The sequence below is a fragment of the Streptomyces sp. DH10 genome (assembly GCF_029813805.1).
Lineage (GTDB): Bacteria > Actinomycetota > Actinomycetes > Streptomycetales > Streptomycetaceae > Streptomyces > Streptomyces coeruleofuscus.
Map to the genome: position 1 here is coordinate 101,081 of NZ_JARVKU010000015.1, position 16,141 is coordinate 117,221.

At 70.3% G+C, this 16,141-nt stretch carries 13 protein-coding genes; 8 read left to right on the forward strand and 5 right to left on the reverse strand.

Annotated features, from left to right (window positions below; genetic code table 11):
• Nucleotides 1-7: 7 nt before the first annotated feature.
• The gene (locus QC385_RS28040) at nt 8-1,033 is read right to left on the reverse strand and encodes a 4-hydroxy-3-methylbut-2-enyl diphosphate reductase (RefSeq protein WP_279544166.1); all 1,026 of its coding nucleotides are present in this window, start codon (nt 1,031-1,033) and stop codon (nt 8-10) included.
• Between the two features lie 156 nt (nt 1,034-1,189).
• Between QC385_RS28040 and xseA the strand changes: the two genes are divergently transcribed.
• The 3 genes from xseA to QC385_RS28055 all read left to right on the forward strand — a co-directional run bounded on the left by xseA (nt 1,190) and on the right by QC385_RS28055 (nt 3,384).
• On the forward strand, nt 1,190-2,398 hold the full coding sequence (xseA, locus tag QC385_RS28045) for an exodeoxyribonuclease VII large subunit (RefSeq protein ID WP_279544167.1): 1,209 nt from the start codon (nt 1,190-1,192) through the stop codon (nt 2,396-2,398).
• A 9-nt stretch (nt 2,399-2,407) separates the two neighbouring features.
• Entirely contained in the window at nt 2,408-2,653 is a 246-nt protein-coding gene (locus QC385_RS28050; protein ID WP_279544168.1) for an exodeoxyribonuclease VII small subunit, read from the forward strand.
• Between the two features lie 140 nt (nt 2,654-2,793).
• Entirely contained in the window at nt 2,794-3,384 is a 591-nt protein-coding gene (locus QC385_RS28055; protein WP_020275875.1) for a malonic semialdehyde reductase, read from the forward strand.
• Nucleotides 3,385-3,478: 94 nt separating this feature from the next.
• On the opposite strand, the gene QC385_RS28060 is transcribed toward QC385_RS28055, so the two are convergent.
• Nucleotides 3,479-4,003, reverse strand: a complete 525-nt coding sequence (locus QC385_RS28060) for a DUF4245 domain-containing protein (RefSeq protein WP_279544169.1) — start codon at nt 4,001-4,003, stop codon at nt 3,479-3,481.
• Nucleotides 4,004-4,130: 127 nt separating this feature from the next.
• Between QC385_RS28060 and glpX the strand changes: the two genes are divergently transcribed.
• The gene (glpX, locus tag QC385_RS28065; RefSeq protein ID WP_279544170.1) at nt 4,131-5,165 is read left to right on the forward strand and encodes a class II fructose-bisphosphatase; all 1,035 of its coding nucleotides are present in this window, start codon (nt 4,131-4,133) and stop codon (nt 5,163-5,165) included.
• A 91-nt stretch (nt 5,166-5,256) separates the two neighbouring features.
• Here glpX and QC385_RS28070 read toward each other — a convergent pair whose 3' ends face one another.
• Nucleotides 5,257-5,631 (reverse strand): WhiB family transcriptional regulator, encoded by a 375-nt coding sequence (locus QC385_RS28070; RefSeq protein ID WP_078945338.1) that lies wholly within the window; start codon nt 5,629-5,631, stop codon nt 5,257-5,259.
• 174 nt (nt 5,632-5,805) lie between these two features.
• Nucleotides 5,806-6,492 carry a DUF1707 SHOCT-like domain-containing protein gene (locus QC385_RS28075; RefSeq protein WP_279544171.1) on the reverse strand — a complete coding sequence of 229 codons (687 nt, stop codon included), beginning with the start codon at nt 6,490-6,492 and terminating at the stop codon, nt 5,806-5,808.
• 177 nt (nt 6,493-6,669) lie between these two features.
• Here QC385_RS28075 and QC385_RS28080 point away from each other — a divergent pair, with 177 nt between their 5' ends.
• The 4 genes from QC385_RS28080 (at nt 6,670) to QC385_RS28095 (ending at nt 13,584) form a co-directional block, all read left to right on the forward strand.
• Nucleotides 6,670-8,340: a fumarate hydratase gene (locus QC385_RS28080; protein WP_279544172.1), complete on the forward strand. Its 1,671-nt coding sequence runs from the start codon at nt 6,670-6,672 to the stop codon at nt 8,338-8,340.
• Nucleotides 8,341-8,965: 625 nt separating this feature from the next.
• On the forward strand, nt 8,966-10,354 hold the full coding sequence (locus QC385_RS28085; RefSeq protein WP_279544173.1) for a class II fumarate hydratase: 1,389 nt from the start codon (nt 8,966-8,968) through the stop codon (nt 10,352-10,354).
• A gap of 82 nt (nt 10,355-10,436) precedes the next feature.
• Nucleotides 10,437-11,129: a cytidylyl-2-hydroxypropylphosphonate hydrolase gene (gene fomD, locus QC385_RS28090; protein WP_279544174.1), complete on the forward strand. Its 693-nt coding sequence runs from the start codon at nt 10,437-10,439 to the stop codon at nt 11,127-11,129.
• 310 nt (nt 11,130-11,439) lie between these two features.
• The gene (locus QC385_RS28095) at nt 11,440-13,584 is read left to right on the forward strand and encodes a SpoIIE family protein phosphatase (protein WP_279544175.1); all 2,145 of its coding nucleotides are present in this window, start codon (nt 11,440-11,442) and stop codon (nt 13,582-13,584) included.
• Between the two features lie 57 nt (nt 13,585-13,641).
• On the opposite strand, the gene QC385_RS28100 is transcribed toward QC385_RS28095, so the two are convergent.
• The gene (locus tag QC385_RS28100; protein ID WP_279544176.1) at nt 13,642-15,942 is read right to left on the reverse strand and encodes a transglycosylase domain-containing protein; all 2,301 of its coding nucleotides are present in this window, start codon (nt 15,940-15,942) and stop codon (nt 13,642-13,644) included.
• Between the last annotated feature and the right edge of the window lie 199 nt (nt 15,943-16,141).

Consider the following 16,141-nt stretch of genomic DNA (forward strand, 5'->3'; position numbering starts at 1 on the left):
TCCCCGATCACTCCCCGGAATCCTCACCGGTTCCGGCGCCGCGGCGCTCGGCGACGAGCGCCGTCGCCTCCTCGCGCAGGTCGCGGCGCAGCTCCTTGGGCAGCGAGAAGGTGATGGACTCCTCGGCCGCCTTGACGATCTCGACGTCCTCGAAGCCGCGCTGGGACAGCCACTCCAGGACCTGCTCGACCAGGACCTCCGGGACGGAGGCGCCCGAGGTGACGCCGACGGTGGAGACACCCTCCAGCCAGGCCTCGTCGATCTCGTCGGCGAAGTCCACGAGGTACGCCTCGCGCGCTCCCGCGATCTTGGCGACCTCCACCAGCCGCTTGGAGTTGGAGGAGTTGCGCGAGCCGACCACGATCACCAGGTCCGACTCGGCGCCCATCTGCTTCACGGCCAGCTGGCGGTTCTGCGTGGCGTAGCAGATGTCGTCGCTGGGCGGGGAGATGAGCTGCGGGAACTTGTCCTTCAGGGCGTCGACGGTCTCCATGGTCTCGTCGACGGACAGCGTGGTCTGGGAGAGCCAGACGACCTTCGACGGGTCGCGGACCTCGACCTTCGCCACGTCGCCCGGGCCGTCGACGAGCTGGATGTGGTCGGGGGCCTCGCCCGAGGTGCCGATGACCTCCTCGTGGCCCTCGTGGCCGATCAGGAGGATGTCGTAGTCCTCGCCGGCGAAGCGGACGGCTTCCTTGTGGACCTTGGTGACCAGCGGGCAGGTGGCGTCGATGGTCGCGAGGCGGCCGCGCTCGGCCTCCTCGTGGACGACGGGGGCCACGCCGTGCGCCGAGAACATGACGATGTTCCCGGGGGGCACCTCCTCCGTCTGCTCGACGAAGATCGCGCCCTTCTTCTCCAGGGTCTGCACGACGTACTTGTTGTGGACGATCTCGTGCCGGACGTAGACCGGAGCGCCGTACTGCTCCAGCGCTTTCTCGACGGCGATCACGGCGCGGTCCACACCCGCGCAGTAGCCACGGGGGGCGGCGAGCAGGACACGGCGGCCAGGCGAAGCAGACATGCGTCCCATCGTAAGGCCGCGTCGGGCGCGTCGAAGATCGCATCCGTGCGGAGTCCCCGGGAAGGCTGACGGGGCGCGGTGTGAGTGACGGATGGGAAGGCGCCGGGACCCGCGTCGCCGGGCGGGTGGGCCGGGTTGTCAGCGGTGGCCACTACTCTCGCGGGCATGGCTGTGAACACGTCTCCGGAATCCCCGCTCCCCGTCGGTGAGGTGTCGCGGCTCATCGGGGGGTGGATCGACCGGCTCGGGGCGGTGTGGGTCGAGGGGCAGATCACGCAGTTGTCGCGGCGGCCGGGTGCCGGCGTGGTGTTCCTGACGCTGCGGGATCCCTCCTACGACATCTCCGTCAGCGTCACCTGCTACCGGCAGGTGTTCGACGCCGTCGCGGATGTGGTGAGCGAGGGCGCCCGGGTCGTCGTGCTGGCGAAGCCCGAGTGGTACGCCCCGCGGGGGCAGCTGTCGCTGCGGGCCGCCGAGATACGGCCCGTCGGTGTCGGTGAGCTGCTCGCCCGCCTGGAGCAGCTGAAGAAGGCCCTCACGCGCGAGGGCCTGTTCGCGCCGGAGCGGAAGAAGCCGCTGCCCTTCCTGCCGCAGCTCGTCGGGCTGGTGTGCGGACGGGCCTCGGCCGCCGAGCGGGACGTGCTGGAGAACGCCAGGCACCGCTGGCCGGCCGTGCGCTTCGAGGTGCGCAACGTCGCCGTGCAGGGCGTGCACGCCGTGCCGCAGGTCGTGCAGGCCGTGAAGGAGCTGGACGCGATCGAGGACGTGGACGTGATCATCGTCGCGCGCGGCGGCGGCAGCGTGGAGGACCTGCTGCCGTTCTCCGACGAGCAGCTGATCCGGACGGTGGCCGAGTGCCGTACGCCCGTGGTGTCCGCGATCGGGCACGAGCCCGACAACCCGCTCCTCGACCACGTCGCCGACCTGCGCGCCTCGACCCCGACCGACGCCGCGAAGAAGGTCGTGCCGGACGTCGGCGAGGAGTACGAGCGCGTGCGGCTGCTGCGGGACCGGGCGCGGCGGTGCGTGGCGGCGCTGGTGGATCGGGAGGAGCGCGGGCTGGCCCACGCCCTGGCGCGCCCGTCGATAGAGGATCCGCACCGGATGATCGACGAGCGCGCCGACCATGTGGCGGACCTGCTCGACCGGGGCCGGCGCTGTCTGCGGCACCAGCTCGACCGGGCGGACTCGGAGCTGGCGCACACGCACGCGCGCGTGGTGGCCCTCTCCCCCGCCGCGACCCTGAAGCGCGGGTACGCCGTGCTCCAGAAGGCGGACGGGCACGCCGTCCGCGATCCCGGCGAGGTGGAGGCCGGTGAGGCCCTGCGCGCGCGGGTCTCCGAGGGTGAGTTCTCCGTACGAGTGGACACATAGGGTGGGTGGATGACCAGCGAGGTTGATGAGACACCGGGCATGACCGAGGCGCTCGGATACGAGCAGGCGCGGGACGAGCTGATCGAGGTCGTGCGCCGCCTGGAGGCGGGCGGTACGACGCTGGAGGAGTCCCTCGCGCTCTGGGAGCGCGGCGAGGAGCTGGCCAAGGTGTGCCGGCGCTGGCTGGACGGGGCGCGGGCGCGGCTGGACGCGGCGCTGGCGGAGGAGACCTCGGACGAAGCGGGCGCGGAGTAGCGAAGCGGACGCGGAGCGATACGGGCGGTTCACTGTGAGGTGACTCACGACACCCCAGATTTGGTTGAACGTTGAACTTCACTGTCGTACGGTCGGGGACGTCCGACGTACCCGCTCGAGAAGGTTCAGAAGGTTCATCCATGTCTCTCGCCCTTGACCCCGCCGCGCAGGACCTGCTGTTCCGCGAGGCCCGCACCGCCAACACCTTCACCGACGAGCCGGTGACCGACGAGCAGGTGCAGGCGATCTACGACCTGGTCAAGTACGGCCCGACCGCCTTCAACCAGACCCCGCTGCGCATCACCCTGGTCCGCTCCCCCGAGGCCCGCGAGCGTCTGGTGCGGCACATGGCCGAGGGCAACCAGCCCAAGACCGCCGCCGCCCCGCTGGTCGCGATCCTCTCCGCGGACAACGAGTTCCACGAGGAGCTGCCGCACCTCTTCCCGGCCATGCCGCAGGTGAAGGACCTCTTCTTCGCCGAGCGCCCGGTCCGCGAGAACGCCGCCACGCTGAACGCCGCCCTCCAGGCCGCGTACTTCATCGTCGGTGTCCGTGCCGCCGGTCTCGCCGCCGGCCCGATGACCGGCTTCGACTTCGAGGGCGTGCGCAAGGAGTTCCTCGACGACGACCACACCCCGCTGATGGTCGTCAACATCGGCCGGCCGGGCCCGGACGCCTGGTACCCGCGCTCCCCGCGCCTGGAGTTCGACCAGGTCGTCACGACCGTCTGACCGAAGGACACGAGAAAGGCCCCCGGTGCTCGCCGGGGGCCTTCTCCATGCGCACCGCGCGCGTACGGAGTCTCATTCCGTCGCGTACGTGGTCTCACTCCGTCTTCAGCGCGTCCGCCATCTTCGTCAGCTGCGCGAACGACGCGGTGCCCGTCACGACCGTCGTCGAGCCCTTGGCGCCTTCGAGGACCAGCGCGTCGTACCGGCCGCCCTCGTAGCGTGTCCAGGTCCGGCCGTCGATCTTCTCGGTCTTCCCGGTCTCCCGCGCGCCCTGGGTCGCCTCGTCGATGAAGACGGGGCGCCGCTGAGTGGACTGCTCGACGGCCACGTACTCCCCTTCGGGGTCGTGGAAACCGAGGTGCCAGGCGTCGAACTCGTCGCCCTGGAAACGGACGGAGGTGGCCTTCCATGTGTCGGGCAGGCCCTGGGGCGCGGCCACGGGGTACGAGGCGGCGCGGCGTGCCGTGAGCAGTTCGACCCGGTAGTCGACGCGCTTGAGGTCGGGCGCGCTGTCGTCGTGCGGGATGAAGAGGTATATGACGCCCGCCACGAGGACGATGACTCCCATGGAGAGGATCATGTCCCGCGCAGTCTTCTGCTTGCCGTTCGTGCCTGCCACGCCCCCTATCGTCGCAGGTCTCCGGTGCGCTCATCCGTGGGGGCCCCTGCTCATTTTGCGGTCTCGGAGATAGAGTCGGTCGACAACACCCTCATCCGGCCGTCGTCGTACAGAAAGGTGCGCTCCGATGACCGAGCATCATCACTTGCCGTCCGAACTCGATGTGCCCTCCGAGGCCCCCGACCGCAACCTCGCCCTGGAGCTCGTCCGGGTGACCGAGGCAGCGGCGATGGCCGCGGGCCGCTGGGTCGGGCGGGGTGACAAGAACGGCGCCGACGGTGCCGCGGTGCGCGCCATGCGGACCCTCGTCTCCACCGTCTCGATGAACGGCGTCGTCGTCATCGGCGAGGGCGAGAAGGACGAAGCCCCCATGCTGTTCAACGGGGAGCGCGTGGGCGACGGGACGGGACCCGAGTGCGACATCGCCGTCGACCCGATCGACGGCACCACGCTGACCGCGAAGGGCATGACCAACGCGATCGCGGTGCTGGCCGCCGCCGAGCGCGGGTCCATGTTCGACCCGTCCGCCGTCTTCTACATGGACAAGCTCGTCACCGGGCCGGAGGCCGCCGACTTCGTCGACATCAACGCGCCGGTGTCGGTGAACATCCGCCGGGTCGCCAAGGCCAAGCGGTCCGCGCCCGAGGACGTGACGGTGGTGATCCTCGACCGGCCCCGGCACGAGGGCATCATCAACGAGATCCGGGACAGCGGTGCGCGGATCAAGCTGATCTCCGACGGCGATGTGGCCGGCTCGATCCTGGCGCTGCGGGAGGGCACCGGGGTCGATCTGCTGCTCGGCATCGGCGGCACGCCGGAGGGCATCATCTCGGCGTGTGCGGTGAAGTGCCTGGGCGGCACGATCCAGGGCAAGCTGTGGCCCAAGGACGACGAGGAGCAGCAGCGGGCGATCGACGCGGGCCATGATCTGGACCGGGTGCTGACGACCGAGGACCTGGTCACCGGGGAGAACGTGTTCTTCGTGGCGACCGGGATCACCGATGGGGAGCTGCTGCGGGGGGTGCGGTACCGGGCCGAGACCGCCACGACCGACTCCATCGTGATGCGGTCGCGGTCGGGCACGGTGCGCAGGATCAGTTCGGAGCACCGGCTGAGCAAGCTGCGGGCCTACAGCGCGATCGACTTCGACAAGGGCAAGTAGCGCGTAGAGGGGTGGGGCTCGGACAGCTCACCCCGTGACGAAAGGGCGCCCCCGGTGCGGTGGGGGCGCCCTTTGTCGTCGTGCGTGCCGGTCAGCCTGCCGCGGCTATCGTGCTCGCCGAGCGGGCCGCCTTCTTCAGTTCCAGGTCGCGGCGGCGGCGCCGGGCCAGCACCACGCGGCGTTCGGCGGCGGTGAGGCCGCCCCAGACGCCGTAGGGCTCGGGCTGGAGGAGGGCGTGCTCGCGGCACTCGACCATCACCGGGCAGCGGGCGCAGACCCGCTTCGCCGCCTCCTCCCGGGAGAGCCGCGCGGCCGTGGGCTCCTTGGAGGGGGCGAAGAACAGGCCGGCCTCGTCGCGCCGGCACACCGCCTCGGTGTGCCACGGGGCGTCTTGATCCCTGTCTCGCGCTGGCACCCGCGGGGCCGGAACGGCAGCTACCAGGGACGAATGCGGCGGTTGCAGCACGGTCTACTCCTGACGACGGCTTCGCGAGCGAGAGACGATGCAGCAAGGCCTACCCGCTGTGCGCGCGCCTATGCACTGAGTTCCGAAGCGCTGGTTTCGCCCCCGTTTTCGGGTTCCGTGGAGCGGCGTCACCGGTGGACCGATTTGCTCCGGATCCCGGTGCATTCGCGACCGTCAATGGTTCAGGTGTTTGCGCAAACCCTTGTCGACCTTGCGCTGCACCCGGTCGAGGATGTCGGCGACGACCTTGCCGCGCCGGGGCCGTGCTTCGACGCTGCCCAGGACGGCCCAGCCGTCGACGTAGACGATCGGCGCCTCCGGTTCGCCCGAGTCGAGCGTGTCCACCTCGAAGCTGCCGAGCACGCCGCCGCCCATGCCGCGCAGCGACACGTTCTCCGGGACCCGGATCTCGACGCTGCCGAAGACCGAGAACGACTTGATCATGACCTGCTGGTGGTCGAAGAGCGCCTCGCTGAGGTCTATCTCGACACTGCCGAAGATCGCGTACGCGTGGATACGGCGGCCCGCGCGCCAGCGGCCCTTGCGGACGGCGCCGCTGAAGATCGCGACCACGGTGTCGTCCGGGTCGATCGGGATGGCGCCGACGGTGGGGCGGTACGGGGCCGGGGCCGGCGAGGGGCCGGGGCCCTGACGGTGGGCTGCGGGCAAATCCCGTATGAAGACGTCCAGTTCGCCGACCGTCTTGGCGCGCAGCACCCCCTCGACGCGCTCCGCGTGCTCGTCCGCGGTGAGACGGCCCTCGGCGAGGGCGTCGTGCAGGATGTCGGCGATGCGGTCGCGCTCGGCGTCGGAGGCGCGGAGTTCGGAGACGGCGGGCGCGGTCTGCTTCTGAAGGTCCACGGCAGCAGCGTACCGAAACACGATAGATCGCGACAGTCCCCGTGAGGGGTTGCGTAGGGGCCGAGTGTGACGAACTGAGCCTTACCTCACAGGCTCGCCGTCGGAGGCAGGTTCTACGCTGGTGGGCGCTCGCCAACGGAGGCGGGCCGCCGTCCGTCGAGTGAGGAATGGGCTGAGATGCCTGAGTTCGCGTACACCGATCTGCTCCCCCAGGGAGAGGACACCACGCCGTACCGGCTGGTGACCTCCGAGGGTGTCTCCACGGTCGAGGGGCCGGACGGGCGGACCTTCCTCAAGGTGGAGCCGGAGGCGCTGCGCAAGCTCGCCGAGGAGGCCATCCACGACATCCAGCACTACCTGCGCCCGGCCCACCTCGCACAGCTGCGCCGCATCATCGACGACCCCGAGGCGTCCGGCAACGACAAGTTCGTGGCGCTGGACCTGCTGAAGAACGCGAACATCGCGGCGGCGGGTGTGCTGCCGATGTGCCAGGACACGGGCACGGCGATCGTGATGGGCAAGCGCGGTCAGAACGTGCTGACGGAAGGGCGCGACGAGGAAGCCCTGTCCCGCGGCATCTACGACGCCTACCAGAACCTCAACCTGCGCTACTCGCAGATGGCTCCGCTCACCATGTGGGAGGAGAAGAACACCGGCTCGAACCTTCCCGCGCAGATCGAGCTGTACGCGGCCGACGGCGGCGCCTACAAGTTCCTGTTCATGGCGAAGGGCGGGGGTTCGGCCAACAAGTCGTTCCTGTACCAGGAGACCAAGGCCGTCCTGAACGAGTCCTCCATGATGAAGTTCCTGGAGGAGAAGATCCGTTCGCTGGGTACGGCGGCCTGCCCGCCGTACCACCTGGCGATCGTGGTCGGCGGTACGAGCGCCGAGTACGCGCTGAAGACCGCGAAGTACGCGTCCGCGCACTACCTGGACGAGATCCCGGCGGAGGGGTCGGAGCTCGGGCACGGCTTCCGGGACCAGGAGCTGGAGCAGAAGGTCTTCGAGCTGACGCAGAAGATCGGGATCGGGGCGCAGTTCGGCGGGAAGTACTTCTGCCACGACGTGCGGGTGGTGCGGCTGCCGCGGCACGGGGCGTCCTGCCCGGTCGCCATCGCGGTGTCCTGCTCCGCCGACCGTCAGGCCGTCGCGAAGATCACGGCCGAGGGTGTCTTCCTGGAGCAGCTCGAGACGGACCCGGCGCGGTTCCTGCCGGAGACGACGGACGAGCACCTGGACGAGGCCGGTGACGTCGTCAAGATCGACCTGAACCAGCCCATGGAGACGATCCTGGCGGAGCTCACCAAGTACCCGGTGAAGACCCGGCTCTCCCTGACCGGCCCGCTCGTCGTCGCCCGTGACATCGCGCACGCCAAGATCAAGGAGCGGCTGGACGCGGGCGAGGAGATGCCGCAGTACCTGAAGGACCACCCGGTGTACTACGCCGGTCCGGCCAAGACGCCCGAGGGGTACGCCTCCGGGTCCTTCGGTCCGACGACGGCCGGCCGTATGGACTCCTACGTCGAGCAGTTCCAGGCGGCGGGAGGGTCCAGGGTGATGCTGGCGAAGGGCAACCGCAGCAAGCAGGTCACGGACGCGTGCGCCTCGCACGGCGGCTTCTACCTCGGCTCCATCGGCGGCCCGGCGGCCCGTCTCGCCCAGGACTGCATCAAGAAGGTCGAGGTCGTCGAGTACGAGGAGCTCGGCATGGAGGCGGTCTGGAAGATCGAGGTCGAGGACTTCCCGGCGTTCATCGTCGTCGACGACAAGGGCAACGACTTCTTCCAGGACCCGGCGCCGGCGCCCACGTTCACGAGCATTCCGGTGCGGGGGCCGGGGCTGGCGTAGCGCCCCGGGGTGCGGCGGGGGTGTTTCTCGCCCCCGCCGCCCCTACCCGTCCCATCCCCAGGGGCTCCGCCCCTTCGCCCCGCCAGGGGCTCCGCCCCCTGGACCCCCGGCCATCACCGACCGGGCCGGACTTGAGACCCGGGCACCAGCGGGGACTGCGTCCCCTGCGCCCCAAGGGTCTCGTCCATGGCCCCTCTCGGGTCTCGGCTACTTGCCCCCTTATGACTTCGGGCACCCGGCATTCGCCCGCCCACCGCCCGACACGGTCGGGCAAGAGGCCCGGCCACCGGCGGCGGCTGCGCCCCCTGCACCCCTCAGAGGTCTCGGGCCCCGGGCCCTTTTGGGCGTCGGCTACTTCCGCCGCGGCCCTCGCCCTCTCATGGCCTCGGGGCCGCCACCCCCCTGGCGCCTCTTCACGCCATAGCCCCCGGCCCCCACGATCCTTCCGCTCCCGCCCCTTATGGGCCGTCAGCTCCCCGCCCGCCCTTCTTCAGGCCGCTCCCGCCCCTCATGGGCCTCGAATCCCCGCCCCCTCATGAACCTCAGTCGCAGCCCTTCACCTGTCTTCAGCCCCCCATTCGCCCCACCCAGGAACATCACCGCCCCCTCGATCGCTATAGCCGGTATGAGCGACGAATACCGCATCGAGCACGACTCCATGGGCGAAGTACGTGTCCCGGCCGACGCCAAGTGGCGGGCTCAGACGCAGCGTGCTGTCGAGAACTTTCCGATTTCCGGGCAGCGGATCGAGCGGGCGCACATCGAGGCGCTGGCCCGTATCAAGGGCGCCGCGGCGAAGGTGAACGCGCGGCTCGGGGTGCTCGACGAGGACGTCGCCGGGGCGATCCAGGAGGCCGCCGGCGAGGTCGCCGAGGGGAAGTGGGACGCGCACTTCCCCGTCGACGTGTTCCAGACCGGGTCCGGGACGTCGTCCAACATGAACACCAACGAGGTCATCGCCACCCTCGCCACCGAGCGGCTGGGCAAGGGTGTTCACCCGAACGACCACGTCAACGCCTCCCAGTCGTCCAACGACGTGTTTCCGTCCTCCATTCACATCGCCGCCACCGCCGCCGTCACCCGTGACCTGATCCCCGCCCTGGACCACCTCGCCGGCTCCCTGGAGCGCAAGGCCGAGGAGTTCTCCGATGTCGTGAAGTCGGGGCGGACCCATCTCATGGACGCCACGCCCGTGACGCTGGGGCAGGAGTTCGGCGGGTACGCCGCACAGGTGCGATACGGGATCGAGCGGCTGGAGGCGTCCCTTCCCCGGCTCGCCGAACTGCCGCTGGGGGGTACGGCCGTCGGCACGGGGATCAACACCCCGCCCGGTTTCTCCGCCGCCGTGATCGAGGAGGTCGCCCGTACGACCGGGCTGCCCCTCACCGAGGCCCGGAACCATTTCGAGGCGCAGGGCGCCCGGGACGGCATCGTCGAGACCAGCGGGCAGCTGCGGACCATCGCGGTCGGGCTGACGAAGATCGCCAACGACCTGCGGTGGATGTCCTCCGGGCCGCGCACCGGCCTCGCCGAGATCGCCCTGCCCGACCTCCAGCCCGGCTCCTCGATCATGCCGGGCAAGGTGAATCCGGTCATTCCGGAGGCCGTGCTCATGGTGTGCGCGCAGGTCGTCGGCAATGACGCCACCGTCGCCACCGCCGGCGCCGCCGGGAACTTCGAGCTCAACGTCATGCTGCCCGTCATCGCGAAGAACGTGCTGGAGTCCGTGCGGCTGCTCGCGGGCGCCACGCGGCTGCTCGCCGACCGGACCGTCGACGGCATCACCGCCGACCGCGAGCGGGCGCGGGAGTACGCCGAGTCCTCCCCGTCCGTCGTCACGCCGCTCAACAAGTACATCGGCTACGAGGAGGCCGCCAAGGTCGCCAAGAAGGCGCTGGCCGAGCGGAAGACGATCCGTCAGGTCGTCCTGGACAGCGGGTACGTGGAGCGCGGAGACCTGACCCTGGAGCAGCTCGACGAGGCGCTGGATGTCCTGCGGATGACGCACCCGTGACAGTTCGCCGAGCGAGGCGCCCGGCGCGTGAACCGTGACACGCGCCGCAGCGTCGTATGCCTATGGCACCTAATATCTGTGCATGGCAGACGGTGGAGCGGTGAGACGCGTGGAAACGGGTGGTGCGGCAGGCTTCTGGGAGCCCGGGAGCGAGATCCTGTGGCGGTACCGGGAGAACGGCGGCGCGCGTTTCCACATCGCGCGTCCCGTCACGGTCGTACGGGACGACGCGGAGCTGCTCGCCGTGTGGCTGGCGCCCGGCACGGAGTGCATGCGGCCCGTGCTCGCCGACGGCACCCCCGTGCACCTGGAACCGCTGGAGTCCCGCTACACCAAGCCGCGGACCGTGCAGCGCGACCGCTGGTTCGGCACGGGCGTGCTGAAGCTGGCGCGGCCCGGCGATCCCTGGTCGGTGTGGCTGTTCTGGGAGCCGGGCTGGCGGTTCAAGAACTGGTACGTGAACCTGGAGGAGCCGCTGGCCCGTTGGGAGGGCGGTGTGGACTCCGTCGACCACTTCCTGGACATCTCCGTGCACCCGGACCGCACGTGGCACTGGCGCGACGAGGACGAGTTCGCCCAGGCCATGCGGGACGGGCTGATGGACGACCAGCAGGCCGAAAAGGTACGGGCGGCCGGTCGCGCGGCCGTGGAGGTGATCCGCGCCTGGGGGCCGCCGTTCTCGGAAGGCTGGCAGCACTGGCGCCCGGATCCGTCCTGGACGGTACCGTCACTGCCGGAGGACTGGGATCGTACGCCCGCGCATGTGTCCTCATGAGACCCTTGCTGCGCCCCCGGGCAAGAAACGTAGGATCGTCCTCCGCAAGGGTGCGCGGCGGCAACTGACGGAGCACGCGCTGGGCTTGACCGATCGTCACCGAGGGGCGGCAGGATGTGAGCGAGGGGTACGAGGGCAACACCGGCAAGGCCTGCGCCACAGGCCGGAGGGCCCCTGAGGGCCGCAGACGGTCCGCCGGTGGCACAGCAACAACCTCTGACCACGCGGAAATTCCGTTCCTGGGGCACGTATTCCGGGTATCGGAGTTTCGGCGGGACCACCTGCACCTCTGGCGTGCAGCCCCGGACGGATGGATTCGACACGCGTGACGGAGCAGCCGACCTCCTTCGAACGCCCCCAGCCGGGCGTCGACCCCGCGGACCCCCGCGGGGCGCTCGTGCACACCTCGACACCGGCGCGTGCGCCCGGCGCGGGCCCCTTACCGGTACAGGGCCGCTGCGGCGGCGACGTCAGCGCTCCGCTCACGACGGCGCACACCACGCCGGGCACGTCGGAGCCGGGCACCTCCACGCCGTTCGGCAAGGGCAAGGACACCGTGAGCGACCCCGCCTCCGAGCATTCCCAGCCGGGCACCGAGCAGACCGCCGAGCGCGACACTCCTCGGCCGCGGCCCGCCCCCGAGGGCATTCCGGTCCAGCCGGCCGACGAACAGGATCGGCCGACGCCCGGCCCGGACGGGCAGGAGCGCCGCAGCGGCCAGAGCCTGCCGCCCGGCCGGCCCACGCCGATGCGGCGGGACGGCGACCGGCTGCGCTTCGTGGGTGCCGCCACCCGGCGGATCGCCCGCGGCATCGATCTCGACGAGATCGTGATGGGGCTGTGCCGGGCCACCGTGCCCACGTTCTCCGACGCGATCCTGGTCTATCTGCGCGACCCGCTGCCCGTCGGCGACGAGCGGCCCACCGGCCCGCTGGTGCTGCGGCTGCGCCGCACCGACCGGATACCGGCGGAGCGCGACACGGAGAACGGCTTCCTGCCGGCCACGCAGCCCGAGCCGAACGAACTGGACACGGTCGGCGCCGAGCTGTGCGAGGTGCGGCCCGGCAGCGCGCTGGCCGAGGTGCTGCGGGGCGTGCGACCGGTGTTCACCGACGCGCCCGCCGCCCGTGCCGCGCTGCCCGAACTGCTCGGTGAAGGCGGCGAGTTCGGCGTACCGGACGGACAGCGCGCGATCCTCGCGCCGCTGCGCGGCCGGCGCCGGGTGATCGGTGCCGCCCTGTTCCTGCGCCGTCCCGAGCGCATGGCCTTCGAGCCGGACGACCTGCTGGTGGCCGCCCAGCTCGCCACGCACAGCGCCCTGGGCATCGACAAGGCCGTGCTGTACGGCCGCGAGGCCTACATCGCGGACGAGCTCCAGCGCACGATGCTGCCCGAGACGCTGCCCCGCCCCACCGGCGTGCGCCTCGCCTCGCGCTACCTGCCGGCCGCGGAGACCGCCCGGGTCGGCGGCGACTGGTACGACGCCATCCCGCTGCCCGGCAGCCGGGTCGCCCTGGTCGTCGGCGACGTCATGGGCCACTCCATGACCTCGGCCGCCATCATGGGCCAGCTGCGCACCACCGCCCAGACCCTGGCCGGTCTCGACCTGCCGCCGCAGGAGGTCCTGCACCACCTCGACGAACAGGCCCAGCGCCTCGGCGTGGACCGCATGGCGACCTGCCTCTACGCGGTGTACGACCCGGTATCGCACCGCATCACCATCGCCAACGCCGGTCACCCGCCGCCCGTCCTGCTCCACCTGGGCGGCCGTGCCGAGGTGCTGCGCGTGCCGGCCGGTGCCCCCATCGGGGTCGGCGGCGTCGACTTCGAGGCCGTGGAGCTGGACGCGCCCGCCGGCGCGACCCTGCTGCTGTACACCGACGGCCTGGTCGAGTCCCGGCTGCGGGACGTGTGGACCGGCATCGAGCAGCTGCGGGAGAAGCTCGCCGCGACCGCGCAGCTCACCGGGCCGGACCATCCCCCGCCCCTGGAAGCGCTGTGCGACGAGGTGCTCGACATGCTCGGCCCGGGCGACCGGGACGACGACATCGCGCTGCTCGCCGCCCGCTTCGACGGCATCGCGCCCAGCGACGTGGCGTACTGGTTCCTGGAGCCGGAGGACGCCGCCCCCGGCCGGGCCCGCCGGCTGGCCCGGCGCGCACTGCAACGCTGGGGCCTGGAGGAACTCAGCGACTCCGTCGAGCTGCTGGTCAGCGAGGTCGTGACCAACGCCGTGCGGTACGCCTCCCGGCCGGTCACGCTCCGGCTGCTGCGGACGGACGTCCTGCGCTGCGAAGTGGGCGACGACGTCCCGCAGTTGCCGCGCCTGCGGCAGGCGCGCGCCACGGACGAGGGCGGACGCGGGCTGTACCTGGTGAACCGCCTGGCCCGGCGCTGGGGCGCGACCCGGCTCAGCACGGGCAAGGTCGTCTGGTTCGAGCTCAACCGCAGCTGAGCACAGCACACGGAGAAGGGGCGCCCGGTGTTCGCCGGGCGCCCCTTGCCGTGCCTCCTACTGTTCGCCCCGTCCGTCGCCCGGCTTGATCGGGTCGAACGGGTCGCCGCCGTCGTCCGGCGGTGTCGTCTCCGGGGCCGTCGGCGGGGTGAAGGTGGGCGGTGTCGTCGACGGGCTCGCCGGCGGCGAGCTGCTGGGCTCCTCCGTCGTCGGCGGCGGTGACGACGACGGTTCCTCGGTCGTCGGCTCCTGCGTGGGCTCCTTGGTCGGCTCCCGCGTCGGTGTCGGCGTCCACGTCGGCTGGACGGCCGCGCCCTGCTGGGTGTCCAGGTCGAACTTGCTGGTGTCGCCCATCACGCCGAACGTGTACGCCGCCCATATCTGCGCGGGGAAATCGCCGCCGTTGATCCGGGGCTCGCCGGCCGCCTTGTACATCGGGACGTGCTTGTACGGGGGCTTGTCGTCCTCTCCGAACAGGCCGACGGATGTGACCAGGCCGGGTGTGTAGCCGGTGAACCAGGCCGACAGGTTGTCGTCGGACGTACCCGTCTTGCCCGCGACCTGCTGGCCGTCGCGCTGGGGGTTGTTGCGCACGGACCGCTGGGCGGTGCCGTCGTCGACCACGCCCGTCAGCACCGAGGTCACCGAGTCGGCGGCCTCGCGGCTGATGACCTGGTCTCCGATCGCGTCCGGGATGGTGACCGCGCGGGTGTTGTGCTCGACGGACTTGAGGAGCGTCGGCGTGACCTTCCTGCCGTGGTTGTCGAGGGTCGCGTACACGCCGGCCATCTCGAGCGGGCTCGCACCCATGGTGCCCAGTGTCTGAGCGGGCACCGCCTCCAAGCCTTCGGTGTTCATGCCGAGTTCGCCCGCGACCTTCATCACCTCGGGCATACCGACGTCGACGCCCATCTGCGCGAAGACGGAGTTGATGGACTTGTTCATCGCCGTCTGGACGGTGACCTTGCCGTAGTTGGCGTCGTCTTCGTTCTCGGGCGCGAACCCGACCTTGGTGCCGTCTTCCACGACCGGACGCTTGCTCGTGCCGTCGTAGATCGTGTTCGCCCTGATCGGCGTGCCGTCCTGGGTCTTGGCGGCACCCTCCAGGGCGGCCGCCAGGATCACAGGCTTGAAGGTGGAGGCGGGCTGGTAGTCGGTGCGGGTCGCGTTGTTCACGTAGTGCTTGAGGTAGTCCCGACCGCCGTACATGGCGACGACCGCGCCGGTCTTCGGGTTCACGGACGCGGCACCGGCCTGGACGTCCGCGTCGACCTTGCGCTTGGCGGGGTCGAGCTTGCTGTTCAGCTGCTGCTCGACGGACTTCTCGAGCGCGGCCTGCTTCTTCTTGTCGATGTTGAGCGTGAGGGTCCAGCCGCCCTGGTCCACCAGCGCCCCCGCCTGCTTCGAGTCCTCGGCGGCTCCCTGGGCGACGAGCTGCTTCTCCAGCGCGGCGTTGGCGGCCTTCACCAGGTAGCCGGTCTGCCCTCCCATGCTCGGGTCGGCCTTCGGCTCCTTGGGCACGGCGAACTTCATGGCCTGACGCTCGGACTTGTTCAGCCAGCCTTCTTCGACCATGTTGTCCAAGACGTAGTTCCAGCGCGCCCTCACCAGCTTCTTACCGGTGTCGGAAGCTATCGCCCAGTCGTACTGGTTCGGTGCCTGGAGGAGCGCGGCGAGGTAGGCACCCTGCTCGACCGTGAGGTCCTCGGCGTCCACGTGGTAGTAGGCCTGCGCGGCGGCTTGGATGCCGTAGGCGCCACGGCCGTAGTAACTGGTGTTGATGTAGCCGGCGAGGATGTAGTCCTTGGACTTCTCCCGGTCCAGCTTCAGCGAGATGACCAGTTCCTTCAGCTTGCGCGTGACGGTCTGTTCCTGGGTCAGGTAGTAGTTCTTGACGTACTGCTGCGTGATCGTGGAACCGCCCTGCGCGCCCTTGCCGGTGACCGTGTTGAGCAGACCGCGGGCCGTGCCCTTCAGGTCTACGCCGGCGTCCTTGTAGAAGGTCTTGTTCTCGGCGGCGACGAAGGTCTTCTGGACGGGCTTGGGCACCTCGGCCAGGTCCACGATCTCGCGGTTGCGGTCACCCGCGCGGGCCAGCAGCGAGCCGTCACGGTACTTGTAGACGTTGCTCTGCAACTCGGCGTCGGCGTTCCCCTTCGGGATTCCGATCATCATGTACAGCACGATGAAAGCCCCCATGCCCAGCAGGCACAGGCCGAAGAAGGTGCCGAGGATCTTCTTCCAGGTGAAGAGCCTGCGTATGCCGCTCTTCCCGGGCGCGCCCGACGAACGGCGGCGCTTGGGTGCCGCCCGGCGCCCACCGCGCTGTCTGGCGCGTCTTTCTTCCGCTCGTCCCATGGGTCCGATCCGCTCCGCTTCGCTCGTGTGTGCTCACATGTCACACAGGTTCGCCGCTCAGGTCAGCTCAGAAAGCTAACACCGGGAGATAAGAGATAGGGCTGCCGATCCGGCCCTTTGCGGGCGTGACAATCAGCACCCATCCCAACGGAACCGACGTTCGAGACACGCGTAGGGTTGCCATGCCAGGGAAAAGTGA